The sequence below is a fragment of the Porphyromonas vaginalis genome, from assembly GCF_958301595.1.
Taxonomy (GTDB): Bacteria; Bacteroidota; Bacteroidia; order Bacteroidales; family Porphyromonadaceae; genus Porphyromonas; species Porphyromonas vaginalis.
Map to the genome: position 1 here is coordinate 1,676,640 of NZ_CATQJU010000001.1, position 17,743 is coordinate 1,694,382.

The following is a 17,743-nucleotide window of genomic DNA, read 5'->3' on the forward strand; positions in this document are numbered from 1 at the left end:
AGTCTAATAAGCAGGATTGATCGTTTACTTCTTGACCACTAGTCGCTCCTGCCACCCAGTGCCTACGAGGAGGTAGACACCATCGCTGAGAGCTGTCAGGTCAATTCGCAGAGTCCCTCGGCGATCTGTCTGACCCGTGTACAGCTGCTCGCCAGTCATACTGTAGAGCGATACCTGGCTAGCTGGTTGCAAGCCCTCGATGAGGACAAACGTCTGTGCCGGATTCGGATAGATGCGAACGGTCTGCTCACCGATTGTCTCGACACCTGTATGGTCAACGAAGGTTGCCTTCACTTCGGTAGCTCCCTTGACTATGAACTGCTTGGTGCTTAGGATGTCTTTGCCATTGGCCGTCAGAGCTGTCAACTTGTAGCCAGCAGCTGGCGTAGCAACGATTGTTAGCTCCGTACCGTAGGGGACTGCGTTGAGGTCAGCGGCTCCGGTAGCGGAGATCGTACCCTCGCCCTCCTTGGTGAGCGTTACGGCAAAAGTCTTCTTCGTAAAGGTCGCTTTGATTAAAACATCTGCCGTGCCGACGGTACACTCAAAGGTCGTCTTACCCGTATAGGGAGTGACCTCTATCTCTTCCTTGCCGATGAGCCACTTGTCTATCTGGTAGCCCTCAGCAGGCTGAGCTGTGATGACGATCTTGTCGCCTTCATAAGCTAGGCTTCCAGAGGTAAAGGGTTCCCCATTTCTAGTAGCTGTGAGCTTGTTTTCGCCTTCGCCTTCTGGCGTGAATGTCACGGTGTAGTTCTTCTTCTTCGCAAAGGTTGCCTTGATCTCGGTGTCTTCCCTGACGCTCAGCTTCTTCGTTGCGAGGATGTCCCTACCGTTGGCCGTTAGAGCGGTCAACTTGTAGCCATCAGCCGGTGTCGCTACGATGGTCAGCTCGGTACCCTCTGGAACGGCGTTGAGGTTGTCCGCACCGGTAGCGGTGAGCGTGCCTTCGCCCTCCTTAGTCAGCGTAACCTTTAAGGAATTTGCGCCCTCGTAGGCAACATACTTTCTGGTATCGGACTTGTACTTTAGCGTATTCCAGTTCTTACCCTTGGCAATAGCTACATCGGATTTAAGGCAAATATTGCCCTCCGGAGCTGGTTCTTGCACTACGGTAAATTTACCGGCTCTCTTTCCGGTACGGTCGGGCAGGCTGTTCACCAAGCGGGTCATCTCTTTGCCTTTGATTTGATTGCCGTGGCAGCGAAGTGCTTCCAATTTGGTATTCTTGGAAACATCCAATGCCGTCAGCTGATTGCGGTAGCAGTAGAGCTCTGTCAACGCGATGTTTTGGGATACATCCAATGCAGTCAGCTTATTGATGAAGCATTCAAGCGTTCTCAAGGCCGTATTCTTTGATACATCCAATGCGGTCAGCTGATTGTTGTCGCAGTCAAGCCATTTCAATGCGGTGTTTTGGGATACATCCAATGCGGACAGCTGATTGTTGTCGCAGATGAGCTGTGTCAACGCAATGTTTTGGGAAACATCCAATGCAGTCAGCGGATTTTCACCGCAGGCAAAGATTTTCAAAGCAGTATTCTGGGATACATCCAATGCGGACAGCTTATTTTCAGCGCAGACAAGCTTTGTCAACGCTGTGTTTTGGGATACATCCAATGCAGTCAGTTGATTTTGCTGGCAGTCAAGTGTTCCCAATTTGGTATTCTTGGAAACATCCAATGCGGTCAGCTGATTGTTGGTGCATTTAAGCTCTGTCAAGGCGGCGTTTTGGGAAACATCCAATGCGGTCAGCTTATTGTGGTAGCATTCAAGCTTTGTCAAGGCCGTATTCTTTGATACATCCAACATGGTCAGCTGATTTTCGGAGCATTTAAGCGTTGTCAAGGCGGTGTTCTTTGACACGTCCAAGCTGGTCAGCTGATTTTCGGAGCATTTAAGCGTTGTCAAGGCGGTATAGCCCGATACGTCCAAGCTGGTCAGTTTATTGTTGAAGCACTCAAGCGTTGTCAAGGCGGTACAGCCCGAGACGTTCAAGCTGGTCAGTTGATTGTCGTAGCATTTAAGCTCTGTCAAGGCGGTACAGCCCGAGACATCCAAGCTAGTCAGTTTGTTGCCGAAGCATTCAAGATCTGTCAAGATAGTGCAACCAGACACGTTCAAGCTGGTCAGCTGATTGTTCCAACCATTAAGCTCTGTGACATTGCCTCGAATGATGACAGTTTGGCTGGTAAGGGTGTAGGTAGCGGAGCCTCTAGAAAACGGCTCTTTGACACCTTCGATGGTGATGCCACCACCCCAAATTTCTAATGTGATTTTCTCTCCGACGGCCTTGGTAGTGGTCATCGTGATGACGCCTGTGCCAACGGTACGGAGTGCATCGGAGGTAGTAGACGAGGGCTGGGAGGATTCCTCGGCTTGTAGCCCTATCGAGGTGAGGAGCGTGCAGAGTAGGACGCACGCCCAGCGGTGTAGTCTTCTTGTCATATTAGTTGGTAGTTGATAGATGATGATATGAGACAAGACACGCCCCGAGGAGCTGTGTCTTGCGCATCAGGTGTAGTTTGGATTTCTTCATTGTTATATTTGGTTTTGATTAGTGTAGTTGGCTAGGATCTAGCGATTCTAAATACCACTAGAGAGTGCATAAATACCCTCTAGGGGATACTAAAGAAGAGGCTTATAGACAGCACAAAGTTACAAGCCTTAAGGGCTATCAATCAAGAGCAAAAAGGGCACTTCTCGGGATTTGTCCAAATATAGCAGAATCCGATATGGTTTCTCCAAGATTTGGACGAAATTCATCTCTTGGACTCGATGCCGTAACTCTCACGAGTAGGGATACCTAAACGAGTAAAAACCTGTAGGGGCTGGACGGCTCGTGCGTCTCTACGGAGATCGGGGTTACAGCGTTTGATGAGTGGAATTGTCGTGCTGACGTAGCTTGTGTAGGGGCGGACCTACGTGTCCGCCCGCAGAATAGACTGCGCTCAGGTGAGGACGGGCGGACACACAGGTCCGCCCCTACGGGTTACTCGTCAGGTGCGTCCGTTGTGTCAAATCGAGACGAGTAACCCTTTGTAGGGACGCACGGTCGGTGCGTCCGTTGTAGAACGACCGGGACGTCGTAATCTGAACGCCGTAAAACTTAACGACAACGGACGCTCAGACCGAGCGTCCCTACATTATCGTTACTCGTCAGGTGCGTCCGTTGCGTCCAATCGCTATGTCGGGAAAAACGGATTCTCCACGTGGATATTTTGAAATATCCAGGTGGAGAATTTTTATTTCCCACGTGGGGAAGAAAAAATTCTTCGGAGGAATCAAATGAAACTTCGGAGGAAATGAATGACGCCCACGTGGAAAATAAAAAATATCCACGTGGAGATTTGAGATTTTCCACGTGGATATTCGAGAAAGAAGGGAATCGGACGAATTTCCCCGTAAATATATGTAAATAGAGACTAGAGGTTAGAGGTTAGAAGTTAGAGGTCCGATTACTCTGATAGCTCCGATGGTTCCGATAGCTAACAGCCAATAGCTAACAGCCAACAGCCAATCCATGGCTGACACATTATATATAACGGACTCATCTATTCCTCGCTTGTCGCTATGTGTAGCTCCTGACAGAGCAATTATGATGAGACTTTGCATAAAGGCGCATCGCTGTGTTGCTTTCGGGATTCGGCTTTATGCAACAGTCTCAAAAAAGACTGCTACACTGACGTGATACTCATTCACTTCAATGCAGCAGTCTAATAAGCAGGATTGATCGTTTACTTCTTGACGACTAGTCGCTCCTGCCATCCAGTGCCTACGAGGAGGTAGACACCATCGCTGAGAGCTGTCAGGTCAATCTGTAGATGCCCCTCTGCATCTGCTTGCATAGCGCACATTAGCTCGCCAGTCATGCTGTGCAGCATCACTTCGCTAGCAGGCGCTATACCCTCCACGATGACATAGTCAGTTGCTGGGTTCGGGTAGAGCTTCACCTGCTGCGTGACGGTCGTCTCCACGCCTGTGTGATCCACAAACGTTGCCTTCACTTCGGTAGCACCCTTGACGACAAACTTCTTCGTGGCAAGGATATCCTCTCCGTTAGCCGTTAGAGCGGTCAGCTCGCATTGATCGTTCTTGCCCGTAGCTTGAACTGTCAAGGTAGTCCCATAGGGTACAGCCTTGAGATCTACGTTCTCGACAATCGAAATCGTACCATGCTCGTTGCTGGTAAGCGTCACGGCAAACGTCTTCTTCTCAAAGATCGCCTTTACTTCAGTAGCACCTTTGACGACGAACTTCTTCGTAGCGAGGATGTCCTCACCGTTGGCAGTAAGTGCTGTTAGTTCGTAACCCTCGGCTGGTGTAGCAACAATGGTCAACTCAGTACCGTAAGCCACAGCATTGAGATCATCTGCACCTGTAGCGGTGATCGTCCCCTCACCCTCCTTAGCGAAGGTGACGGCGAAGGTCTTCTTCGTGAAGGTTGCCTTGACGTCAGTAGCACCCTTTACAACGAACTTCTTCGTAGCGAGGATGTCTTCGCCATTAGCCGTCAGAGCGGTCAACTCGTAGCCCTCGGCTGGTGTAGCGACAATCGTCAACTCTGTGCCGTAAGCGACTGAGTTGAGGTTGTCCGCACCGGTGGCTGTGAGCTTCCCTTCACCCTCCTGTGTGAACGTTACGGTAAAAGTCTTCTTCGTAAAGGTTGCCTTCACTTCAACCGTCTCCTTCACGGTGAACTTCTTGGAGCTTAGGATGTCTTTGCCATTAGCCGTTAGAGCAGTCAACTCGTAGCCCTCGGCTGGTGCAGCCTCAACTGTGAGCTTCGTACCGTAGGGGACTGCGTTGAGATTGTTCGCCCCCGTAGCTGTGAGCTTCCCCTTACCCTCCTTAGCGAAGGTGACAGCGAAGTTCTTCTTCGTGAAGGTTGCCTTGACTTCAGTAGCACCCTTTACAACGAACTTCTTCGTAGCGAGGATATCCGTGCCATTGGCAGTAAGTGCTGTTAGTTCGTAACCCTCAGCTGGAGTAGCAATGACGGTAAGCTCCGTACCGTAGGGGACTGCGTTGAGATCGTCAGCGCCTGTAGCTACGAGCGTTCCTTCACCCTCCTTCGTGAGCTTCACGGCAAACGTCTTCTTCGCAAACGTTGCCTTGACGGTCACATTATCCTTTACAACGAACTTCTTCGTAGCGAGGATGTCCGTGCCGTTGGCAGTAAGTGCCGTAAGCTCATACCCCTCAGATGGAGTAGTGGCAATCGTTAGCTCCGTGCCGTAGGGAACTGCGTTGAGGTCGTCAGCACCTGTAGCTACGAGCGTTCCTTCGCCCTCCTTCGTGAGCTTCACGGCAAACGTCTTCTTCGCAAACGTCGCCTTGACAGTGACATTATCCGTGACAACGATCTTCTTCGTAGCGAGGATGTCCGTGCCGTTGGCAGTAAGTGCCGTAAGCTCGTACCCCTCGGCTGGTGTAGCGTTGATCGTCAACTCTGTGCCGTAAGCGACTGAGTTAAGGTTGCTAGCACCCGTTGCGGTGATCGTACCCTCACCCTCCTTAGTTAGAGAGACTGCAAAGGCTTTCTTCGTGAAGGTCGCTTTGATAGTTAGGTCGCTGGTCACGACTACCTTCTTGGAAGCTAGGATATCCGTGCCATTAGCCGTTAGAGCGGTCAGCTGGTACCCTTCGGCTGGTGTTGCTTCGATCGAGAGCTCCGTGCCGTAGGGGACTGCGTTGAGATCATCTGCTCCAGTAGCGGTGAGCGCACCTTCGCCCTCTTTCGTCAGCGTTACCTTTAAGGGTTGTGCGTCCTCTGCACCCTCGTAGGGAACAAAGTTTTGGATATCGGATTCGAACTTTAGCGTATTCCAGTTCTTACCCTTGGCAATAGCGACATCGGATTTAAGGCAAATATTGCCCTCAAGCTTAGGTCCTTGCACCACAGTAAATATACCGGCTTTCTTGCCGGTACGCTCAGGCAGGCTGTTCACCAAGCGGGTCATCTCTTCGCCTTTGATTTGATTGTCGTAGCAGTAAAGTGCTTCCAATTCGGTATTCTTGGATACATCCAATGCGGTCAGCTGATTGTAAGGGCAGTAAAGACTTGTCAACGCGGTGTTCTTGGATACATCCAATGCAGTCAGTTGATTTTGATGGCAGTAAAGACTTGTCAACGCGGTGTTCTTGGATACATCCAATGCAGTCAGTTGATTTTGATGGCAGTAAAGACTTGTCAACGCGGTGTTCTTGGATACATCCAACGCAGTCAGTTGATTTCGCCGGCAGTAAAGACTTGTCAATGCAGTGTTTTTTGATACGTCTAATGCGGTCAGCTGATTATCAGAGCAATCAAGGATCTGCAATTCGCCATTATGTGACACATCAAGGTGGGTCAGCTGGTTCTCCCCGACACCTAATCCAGTCAGCTTAGTACACGAAGAAAGATCGAGTTGCGTCAGTTTATTTTCATAACACACCAAGGTAGTCAATGCACGAGCATGTGACAGGTCTAGACTGGTCAGCTGATTACCATCACAGGACAACAGTGTAAGCGTCTCGCAGTTTATGTCTAAGCTCGTCAACTGATTCTCATGCGAGGGAGGCGTATCCATATCTACAGCACCATCACACTGTAGGAGTGTCAGGTTCCCCCGGAGGGTGACTGTCTGGTTCGTGAGCGTATAGAGATGCCCCGTGCCATCGAGGATCAGCGACTCCTTGAGACCCTCAGCGATGACAGTCTGCCCCTCGACGGGACTCACCGCCAGCATAATCTGCTCGCCTACTGCCCTAGAGGTGGTCATCGTGATGACACCGTCACCGACAGAGGGCTGAGAGTCGTCCTCTCCCTCGTAAGGGTTGTCATATATATCTTTGACTTTCCAATTTTTAGCCTTGGCGATGGCGACGTCACTCTTGAGACATTTGCCAGGTACGAAGGTACCCTCTTCCTGACCCGTACGATCAGATAGGGTCTTGACTAGTTGTGTCATCCTCTCTCTCTCGATCGGATTACCATCGCAATAAAGACCTTCCAGATTGGGGTTGTGCGACACGTCAAGGCTAGTCAGCTGATTATTGGGCAGATCTAAGAACCGTAGGTTAAGACACTGAGACAAATCTAGGTCAGTCAGTCGGTTTTCAGAAACGAGCAAGCTGGTCAAGGCTCGAGCATGTGACAAGTCTAGAGTCTCTAGCTGATTATTAAAACAGTATAGTCTAGTAAGAGCTTCGTTGTGCGTAATGTCCAAGCTTTGGAGCGAATTCCTAGAGCAGTTCAGCTCGCTTAATGTCTTACAGCCTGACACGTCCAAGCTTTGGAGCAAATTCTCAGAGCAGTCCAGCTCTCTTAATGTCTTACAGCTTGACACGTCCAAGCTGGTCAATTGGTTCTGATGAGAGATAGGCGACCCCTCGCCTCGGGAATAGAGTCCATTACAGTTCAAAGACGTCAAGTTCCCTCGGAGGGTGACTGTCTGGCTCGTGAGCGTATAGAAATGCCCCGTGCCATCGAGTGTCAGCGGCTCCTTGAGGCCCTCAGCGATGACTGTCTGCCCCTCGACGGGACGCATCGACAACCTAATCTGCTCGCCTACTGCCCTAGAGGTGGTCATCGTGATGACACCATCACCGACAGAGGGCTGAGAGTCGTCCTCTCCCTCGTAGAGGTAATATTTAAGCTTTCCGTTTTCTATAGTCGCTAGAGCGACTTGCCAGTTCTTAGCTTTAGCTATTGCAACATCGCTCTTGAGACATCTATTTCTCTCCTCTTGAGAGAGAGCATAAACGGCAAAGACCCCAGCCTCCTTACCTGTGCGGTCGGGGAGGCTATTGACCAATTGCGTCATCGCGTCTCCCTTAATCTGATTAAGAAAGCACGCTAGACCCTTTAAGGAGCTACATTGGGAGACATCAAGATTTGTCAACTCATTTGCTATACAGAAGAGCTGAGTGATGTCTCCTCGTAGGGATACTTGTTGGCTTGTAAGGGTATAGTCGACCCACTCTTTTTCTTTTGGAGTCCCTGTCGCTCCTTCTATTACGACATCACCTTCCGCCAAGTAGGAGAAGGAGATATTTTCTCCGACTGCCCGTGCCGTGGTCATCGTGATGACTCCATCACCGACCACTAGCTCACCATCACAGTATACGGAGAGCTTAGCCTCCTCCATAAGAGGTATTACACTGATGATACGTTCCTCATCACTTGCCTCGACAAAGGTGGCTGTGAGCGTAATATTATCGCCACGCTTTGCGCCTATCTGACTAAGTTCGTCTGCTAGGTTTGGGGCAACAAGCTGCTCACCTCCAGCAGGAATGTCAATCTGCGTCCAACGGGTGCTAGCCGTCTGCTTCTCCTTCTGTAGCTCCCAGCGATAGAAGACACGGTTTGTTGGTGTCTTCGTACCTATATTGCGTATGCGTATCTGTGAGAGGTTGCCACTGTTCACATTTACCGTGACAGGCTGATCTGAGGAGAGGACGTAAGCTGTACGTATGTCGGTCGCAGACTGTATGGAGACAGTAGTCGTCGATAACTGGTTAAAGCGATCTCCGATGAAATACCCTACTTCTAGCTCCACATCTCCAGATCCATAGGGGAATCGGTCTATCTCGAAGGTAACCTCTTTGACCGCTCCAGCATCTATCGCTGGGAGTATATTGACTACTGGTTCAAATATCCGTTCACCGACCTTTCTAGCGTATAGGTATAGTTGGCCGAAGAACTCTACTCGCCCTGTATTGCGTAGCTGGAGGGAAACTTTGCTCTTTTCATAGCCTACGATAGAGCTCTGAACAGATCCTGCGACCAGCTCTAGCATAGAGAGATTGCTACTAGCCTCCTCTGTTACGACATAGGAGCCATCGCTCTCCTGCGTGATCGTGTAGGTGTGACGATACTGCTCTTTGGCACGTTCGTGCTGACCGCAAGGTCTCCACGCAGTCTGACCCTTAGCATCTGTATGACGATATGCGAGGAAGAAGTCCCACGTACCGACACCGATGTGATTACTCAGCTGTAGCTCTTCGGGGTCGATGCTAAAGTCTTGATAAAGTCCATCAATACGAGCATTGCGTGCGTATTGATCTAGGTACAGCGTATCTGTCGTTCCGACCTTGGTCACGCCATAGGTTACGGACCCATCGTATGGAGTCGCATCAGTTGTTAATGTAACGGTGTACTCTGCACTAGCATCAAGTGTACCCTCTGTGAAGGTCATCCCAAATCGCCACGTGGTCACCAGCGAAGACTCCTGTCTCTGAGATGAGCCGGTCTTGTCGGGCTTGATGCCTACGACTGCTCCTTGGCCGAGACTGAAGCCTCCTCCAGCACCACCACCTATACCGAGATCTGAGGGGACGAGGTAGTTGAGGTTGAAGTAGCCATCGCTCATGCCTCCCCAGCCCCAATTGATATGAAAGAGTCCCTCCATATCGTAACCATCACAGACAAAAGCATGACCACCGCCACTACCACTACCACTATAGACTACAGGACGAGCGGCTATCAGCTCGGCACGTAGCATCTGCTCCCAAGAGGACTGAGTATAATTGCTTCGACTCTTGAAGCTCACCCTCTTGTCATAGCGGAAGTGATCTGCCAAAGCTCGTGCTACAAGGGGCGTATAGGAGCCACTACCACTGGGTGCGTACATCATCTCGACAGCGACACCTGCATGGTAGGCAAGCGTAGAGAGTGCTTGGGTCTCCTCAGAGGTCGCAGACGATGGGTCGTTATACCGCTCAGGCATATGCGCCCAGTCATACGTAGTAGCCCCGTAGTCTACACTATGCTGGCGGTTACTTCTTTCTTCTGTATAGGAGAAGGTTCCCTCACCCTGCGTAGGCCACTGATGATAACGCATCACCTGCGTATAGGCGGTTGCGACACAACCGACTGGCATATGCTTTCCTTGATTGTCGGTAGGAGTCTGATTATTCCACGGGGCACTCTGATTCCACTGTATGTTTCCCAACAAAGGAGCAATCTGTGCTGGCTCTGTAGCGGTTCGGGGTGTAGGTCTGAGAGAGCTACGCAAACCTACACTAGAGGTAAGCTCATCGATACGCTCCTGACAAGCCTTGAGAAAGGCTCGGAGCTGTTCGGGCATATCCTGCTCAAGGACTTGTCCAGTCGTAGCGTAGCCGATATAGGGTGTCAGCTCATCATCACCAGCGATGATGACGAAGCCTGCATTGCTACCTCTATTATAAATATAGTAGTAGCGAGCCTTGTCGCCCGATAGGGTGCGTAGCTCTACACCAGCACTCTGACGTATCGGAGCTGATACGAGACTGAGCGGTTGTTGCGCAGGAGCCAACACCTTATGTGCATAGGCTACTTGATGGAAAAATTGCTCGGCGAGGTGTCGAGCTTCACGCTCGCTCAGAGGCCGAGCAAAGAGCGCACTCACACTACAGAGTAGTATGAGCGAGAGGGCAAGCAAATGTCGCCAACGGATTTGTAGAGAGTTCATATATGATTGATTAGAATGTTGTCGAGATTGATTAGAATGAGGCTAGTCGCATCGCTTTATATGACAAGGTGATGACCTGTAGAGACGAAGCAATATGTCCGCCTCTACAGGTCGTCACCTAATCCTTAGTGCTGGACTATGATACGATGTGTTTGGTCGGCTATGCGGAGGAGGTAAGTACCCTCAGCATAAGCGGAGAGATCTATGCGAAGCGTCCCCTCGGCATCGGTCTTATCCTCGTAGAGGCGCATACCCTCCATACAATATAAGGTAACTAATGTAGCGGGGAGTGTACCCTCTACGATAATGTACTCTCTAGCAGGATTGGGATAGAGGCGCATAGTCTCTCTGTGAGACTTATCGATATCTGTCTTCTGTGTGAAGGTCGCTTCTATCTTGGTTTTTGTCTTTATGGTAAAACTCTTGGAAGCTAGGATGTCGGTGCCGTTTGCCGTGAGTGCGGTCAGTTCGTATGCTTCACTATCGCATATAGCTTGGATTGTGATTTTGGTACCACAAGGGACTGCTTTACTGTCTACATTTCCTACAATAGTGATATGACCTCCCCGATTACTGCTGAGGATGACGGGGTAGCTAGCAGACATATCTAGCCCCTCGTATGAGGTTGAACCCTCGTCTTGCATCATATAGACTTTCCAGTTTTTACTTCGAGCTATTGCGACATCGGAGATCAAGCAAATATTCTCCTCGTCCACTCTGTATGATACAGCATAAAGATCTTTAGACCATTCAGGATCATCCTTTGACAACCCTTTTACGAGCTGTGTCATAGCTTCTCCTTGTATACGATTCATATGACAAGAGACTTCCCTCAGTCCCCTGCATTGTAAGATGTCCAGCTGGGAGAGTCTGTTATAGGAGCAGTCCAACTCACTGAGGTCTCCCCCTTGAGGTAGGATCAGCTTCGTGAGCTTGTTCTTAGCACAGTTCAAGATCTTTAGATTTTTATGATGCGAGAGGTCTAAGGTTGTCAGCTCGTTGTCACCACAATAGACTTTGATTAAAGCTCTATTTTGTGACAGATCTAGAGATGTCAATCCATTGTTGACACAATACAACTCCTCCAAGTGCTGATAGTACGTAAGGTCTAAGTCCTTAAGCGGATTGTTCGAACAGCTAAGCTCTACGAGACTTAGTGTGCGAGGCAACTGTAACGAGGTCAGTCCAGCACTACGGCACCAAATATTCTCCAATAGCATACAGTGTGAAAGGTCTAACGTACCTAGATCGTTACCACCACAACTCAACTGGTCCAAAAGGGCATTCTGAGATAGGTCCAGATGGGTGAGTTGATTACCAGAGCAATCAAGCTGCTTCAAAGACGGACACTTGGAGACATCTATATCGGTAATGCGATTCCTTGCACAGCCGAGCCATGTCAAATCGCCTCGTATCGTGATCTGCTGGCTTGTTATCTTATAGCTATACGTCCAGTTGTCCACAGTAGGAGTTCCCTCAATACCATCAATTATGACGGAACTAGAAGCACCTATAGCCAGCGTTATTTTGTCCCCGATCTGCTTGCTTGTGATTAGGGTGACAACGCTACCTGTGGTCTCACCCCCATCTTCTCCCTCATAAGGCTCGTAGGTACCTCCGTTAGTTGAGGTGAGCTTTATCTTACGTGCGTTCCAATTTTTCTTTGTGGCTATGCGTACATCCGACTTGAAGCACAGATTGCCCTCCTGAGGACTAGTAGACATAATGCCAAGGAATCCAGCCTCTTTACCGTTGCGGTTGGGTAGGCTATTGACGAGCTGTGTCATCGCCTCTCCCCTGATCTGATTAGCATAGCACTCCAAGAGTTTGAATGACGGAGAGTTAGGCAGAGCGATATGGGTTAATTGGTTATTCGCACACCACAACTCTTGAAGTAAGCCACAATGCGACACGTCTAGACTAGAGAGTTGATTCTGATCACAGTATAGGATCTCTAAAGAGTTACAATCTGAGAGTTCTAGATGCGTCAGCATATTCCCTCGGCAATCTAGATACTTCAAGGCTCTTGTACCTGTAAGGTTTAGCTGAGCCAACTTATTATACCAACAGGATAGCGACTCTATCGTGGGGCTTTGGGATAGATCTATGCTCGTGATTTGACCCGGTCCGAAGAAGATAGAGGTGACATCGCCATAGATAACAAATTGGGGTTCGTCAATGAGCAGTACAGACCCTCCACTGTAACTAGCTCCTTCAAAGCGTATATCTCCTTTTGCTTCGATCTGAAAGTATATTCCTTGTCCGATAGGGGTGTCTGTCGTTACGACAATTCTACCCGTACCGACTGCTCTCAAATGAGGACTGCGAGCAGTCTCCTCTCCTACTTCTTGAGCATCGAGGTATAGTATGGACAGAAGAAGGCAGAGCAACGCATATCCCCCTTGTTGTAACAAAGAGAGCAGACTCCGACATCTCGATGTTGCTAAAATATCCCTATTCATACTTCTATTGATTGAAATGGTGTCGGTTAGCTCAAATAAGCTACCCGACACGAGTTTATGATAATAATCCTTAGTGCTGGACTATGATACGGTGTATTTGGTCGGCTATGCGGAGGAGGTAAGTACCCTCAGCATAAGCGGAGAGATCTATGCGAAGCGTCCCCTCGGCATCGGTCTCATCCTCGTAGAGGCGCATACCCTCCATACTATATAAGGTAACTAATGTAGCGGGGAGTGTACCCTCTACGATAATGTACTCTCTAGCAGGATTGGGGTAAAAGCGAATAGCTTCGGTATTGACTTCCGCTATATTCGTATGGTCTACGAAGGTTGCCTTCACTTCGGTAGCACCCTTGACGACAAACTGCTTCGTGGCAAGGATATCCTCTCCGTTAGCCGTTAGGGCGGTCAGCTCGCATTGATCGTTCTTGCCCGTAGCTTGAACTGTCAAGGTAGTCCCATAGGGTACCGCCTTGAGATCTACGTTCTCGACAATCGAAATCGTACCATGCTCATTGCTCGTTAGGGTCACTGCGAAGGTTTGCTGTACGAAGGTCGTCTTGAGCAAAACATCTGCCGTGCCGACCGTACACTCGAAGGTCGCTAGACCCGTGTAGGGTGTCAGTTCGATCTCCGCTTCGCTGAGTAGCCACTTGTCTACCTTGTAGCCCGTGACAGGCTGTGCCGTGAAGATGATCTTATCACCCTCCCTTGCCGTACTACCAGAGGTAAAGGGTGCACCTTCCTTTATGGCATTGAGGGTACCATTGCCGTCTGTGGTAAAGGTAATTTTATATTCAGGCTTTGACTTTTTGGAGAAGGTTGCCTTTACTTCAGTAGCACCTTTTACAACGAACTTCTTCGTCGCTAGGATGTCTGTGCCGTTGGCCGTAAGTGCAGTAAGCTCGTACCCCTCAGCTGGAGTAGCTTTGATTGTTAGCTCCGTACCGTAGGGGACAGCGGTGAGATCGTCGGCTCCCGTAGCGGTAAGCGTACCTTCGCCCTCCTTAGTCAGCGTCACGGCAAACGCCATCTTCGTAAAGGTTGCCTTTACTTCAGTAGCACCTTTTACAACGAACTTCTTCGTCGCTAGGATGTCTGTGCCGTTGGCCGTGAGAGCTGTCAACTTGTAGCCGTCAGCCGGTGTCGCTACGATGGTCAGCTCGGTACCCTCCGGAACGGCGTTGAGGTTGTCCGCACCGGTAGCGGTGAGCGTGCCTTCGCCCTCCTTAGTCAGCGTTACCTTTAAGGGTTGTGTCTCCTCTTCGCCCTCGTAGGCAACATACTTTTGGGTATTGGATTTGTACTTTAGCGTATTCCAGTTCTTTCCCTTGGCAATAGCGACATCGGATTTAAGGCAAATATTGCCCTCAGGAGCCGGTTCTTGCACTACGGTAAATTTACCAGCATTCTTTCCGGTACGGTCTGGTAGACTGTTCACCAAGCGGGTCATCTCTTCGCCTTTGATTTGATTGCCATGGCACCTAAGTGTTCCCAATGCGGTATTTTTGGATACATCCAATGCAGTCAGTTGATTGTTGTAGCATACAAGCCATATCAATGCGGTGTTTTGGGAGACATCCAATGCGGTCAGCTTATTGCCGTCGAAGAAAAGTTCTGTCAACGCAGTGTTTTTTGATACGTCTAATGCGGTCAGCTGATTGTCAGAGCAGTAAAGCTTTTCTAGTGCGGTATTCTGGGATACATCCAATGCGGTCAGCTTATTGTTGAAGCAACCTAGGGTTGTCAAAGCCGTATTCTTTGATAGATCCAACATGGTCAGCTTATTGTTGAAGCAGTCAAGCCATATCAGTGCGGTATTCTGGGATACATCCAACGCAGTCAGCTGATTGATGCCGCAGAAAAGCTTTGTTAACACGGTGTTTTCGGAAACATCCAATGCCGTCAGCTTATTGTCAGAGCAGGAAAGCTTTGTTAACACGATGTTTTGGGAAACATCCAATGCAGTCAGTTGATTTTGCTGGCAGTTAAGTGTTTCCAATTTGGTTTTCTTGGAAACATCCAACGCCGTCAGTTGATTGCGGTAGCAGTCAAGCCTTGTCAATGCGGTGTTTTGGGAAACATCCAACGCCGTCAGTTGATTGTCGTAGCAGTCAAGCCTTGTCAAGGCGGTGTTTTGGGAAACATCCAATGCCGTCAGTTGATTGTCGTAGCATTTAAGCTCTGTCAAGGCGGTACAGCCCGAGACGTTCAAGCTGGTCAGTTTGTTGCGGTGGCAGTAAAGGTCTTTCAAGGCGGTACAGCTCGAGACATCCAAGCTGGTCAGTTGATTGTCATAGCATTTAAGCTCTGTCAAGGCGGTACAGCCCGAGACGTTCAAGCTGGTCAGTTTGTTGCCGAAGCATTTAAGCGATGTCAAGATAGTGCAACTAGACACGTTCAAATTGGTCAGTTTGTTGTTCCAACCGTTAAACTTTGTGACATCGCCTCGAATGATGACAGTTTGGCGGGTAAGGGTGTAGGTAGCGGAGCCTCTGGAAAACGGCTCTTTGACACCCTCGATGGTGACGTTGCCACTAGCCCAAATTTCTAATGTGATTTTCTCTCCGACGGTCTTGGAGGTGGTCATCGTGATGACACCCTCGCTACCAGTGCGGAGTGCATCGGAGGTAGTAGACGAGGGCTGGGAGGATTCCTCGGCTTGTAGCCCTATCGAGGTGAGGAGCGTGCAGAGTAGGACGCACGCCCAGTGGTGTAGTCTTCTTGTCATATTAATTGGTAGTTGATAGATGATTGCTTCGTGTAGTTGGCTAGGATCTAGCGATTCTAAATACCCCTAGAGAGTGCATAAATACCCTCTAGGGGATACTAAAGAAGAGGCTTATAGACAGCACAAAGTTACAAGCCTTAAGGGCTACCAATCAAGAGCAAAAAGGGCGCTTCTCGGGATTTGTCCAAATACAGCAGAATCCGATATGATTTCTCTAAGATTTGGCAGATTTTAGGATCAAGCGCAATCCAAAACGTCGTTTCGTGGTCTACTTGACACTAGAATGTACGTGGATCTGTTGTTTGTCCTCTCCTGAAATAGTACACAGTTGGGAAGCCAACCCCAACAACTATGAAAGAAGAAAAAAGTAACCGAGGACGAAAGGGATATCCCCTAGATTTCAAGTGGAGAGTCATTGATGACCTCCTAGCCACTGGCGAGAGCATCGCCACGACCAGCCAGCGCTACGGCATTACCACACGCACCATTCGAAATTGGTTGCGTACCTTTGGAGTAGAGTTACCCAACCAAAGCAGCAGTAGCACTATGAGCAAGACAAACAAGAACAAAGACGTAGATCCAGAGTACGCAGAACTCAAGCGCGAAAACGCTCGCCTCAAAGCAGCCCTCTTCCAGGCTGAGAGCAAGGCCTTAGTCAATAAGACACTACTCGAAGAGGTCTTGAATCGCTACCATATTGATCTAAAAAAAAAAGACCGATTTGCAGCCGTGAAAACGCTTGAATCCGCCAAAGTGAGAGGTCAAAAGCTCTCCATAACCTACCTTTGTCAGCTACTAGAAGTCAGCCGCAAAGGCTACTACAAGCACACCTTCACAGAGCAAGACGAAGATGTCAAAGTAGCCTCCGTCCTACACTATTGCCAGTATGTGCGCGGTCAACTCCCCAAAGCAGGCGTAGACACCCTCCAGCAGTGTGCCAACGAATACTTCAAAGGGACCTTCCAAGTAGGTCGCGACTGGCTATACAAAGTATTAGGAGCCAACGACATGCTACTGAGAAGTCGCAAGCGCAAGCGTCCACCCCAGACGACCAAGGGCGTGGTCAATCACGGCTTCCAAGACCACCTGAACACCACCCCTAAATACATCGCCACAGACCATTGCCGGCTCACCGTCTCAGACATAACCTACGTCAAATGTTTAGGTGGCTTCGCATATCTCTCCCTGACGATGGACGCTTATAGCCGCATCATCACCGGCTTTGACCTGCAGCCCACGCTCTCCACAGAGGGCCCCTACAACGCACTAAGACAGACCGTTGACTTCTACCAGAAGCATGGCTTTGACCTCAAAGGGCTCATCTTCCATAGCGACCGAGGCTGTCAATATGTCTCCAAGCAGATGACCGACTACGAGGCCAGCCTAGGCATCGTAACCAGTGTCACCCAGACAGGCAACCCTCTCCACAACGCTATGGCAGAGCGACTTAACGGGATCATCAAGAACGACTGGCTCTACAACTTCGAGGATAAGCCCATAGATCAAGTTCGAGAGATCCTCTCGCAAACGATTGCTCTCTATAACACAGCGCGTCCTCATCGAGCCATCAACAAGAAGACTCCGATGCAGATGCTCATACCAGATTACCCCAACCCTATAACCACACAACCCTCTAAGAAACAGACATCTAAGAACAATTCACCAAAAGCTCCGAGCCTCAAATCTCCGAGCTCATGCCGCTTAACTCCACACAAAGACCTATCTTTGTGTACCTCCGCAGTAAAAACGACCACAAGTCGTGTACCCCAGCAAGAGCAAAACTAACAAATGAGTACACTCACAGGACTAACAAAAATGACCCGAGTACCATCTCAGTAATACCTCCCCAACTGTGTACTTTTTTCAGGAAGAGGACAGTTTCCTACCTGAGAAACTGAAAGTTCCACCCTAATTTTTTGGTTTTGGACTATCTAACTGAGAAGTAAGAGGTTACCGTTTGGAGCGATGCGGATAGGTAACGATTTAGAAATGAGCGGAGTGCTTTGAAATACATCGTTTTGGATAGCCAAAGAACGCTCACTATTATCACTTGCAAAGATAGTGATTCGTGGGAGAAAGTGAGCGTTCTTGCGTGATTTTCTTCTTAAAAG

At 49.3% G+C, this 17,743-nt stretch carries 5 protein-coding genes; 1 reads left to right on the forward strand and 4 read right to left on the reverse strand.

What is annotated here, in order from left to right; translation table 11 throughout:
• Nucleotides 1–24: 24 nt before the first annotated feature.
• From Q2J34_RS06550 to Q2J34_RS06565, 4 genes are all read right to left on the reverse strand, one after another.
• Nucleotides 25–2,448, reverse strand: a complete 2,424-nt coding sequence (locus tag Q2J34_RS06550) for an InlB B-repeat-containing protein (protein ID WP_298886886.1) — start codon at nt 2,446–2,448, stop codon at nt 25–27.
• Between the two features lie 1,289 nt (nt 2,449–3,737).
• Complete coding sequence (locus Q2J34_RS06555) at nt 3,738–10,439, reverse strand: C10 family peptidase (RefSeq protein ID WP_298886323.1); 6,702 nt, start codon at nt 10,437–10,439, stop codon at nt 3,738–3,740.
• Between the two features lie 125 nt (nt 10,440–10,564).
• Nucleotides 10,565–12,853, reverse strand: a complete 2,289-nt coding sequence (locus Q2J34_RS06560; RefSeq protein WP_300969586.1) for a leucine-rich repeat domain-containing protein — start codon at nt 12,851–12,853, stop codon at nt 10,565–10,567.
• A 118-nt stretch (nt 12,854–12,971) separates the two neighbouring features.
• A complete protein-coding gene (locus Q2J34_RS06565) occupies nt 12,972–15,632 on the reverse strand; it encodes an InlB B-repeat-containing protein (RefSeq protein ID WP_300969587.1) in 2,661 nt (886 codons plus the stop codon).
• 351 nt (nt 15,633–15,983) lie between these two features.
• Between Q2J34_RS06565 and Q2J34_RS06570 the strand changes: the two genes are divergently transcribed.
• Complete coding sequence (locus Q2J34_RS06570; protein ID WP_300969099.1) at nt 15,984–17,417, forward strand: IS3 family transposase; 1,434 nt, start codon at nt 15,984–15,986, stop codon at nt 17,415–17,417.
• Nucleotides 17,418–17,743 lie beyond the last annotated feature (326 nt).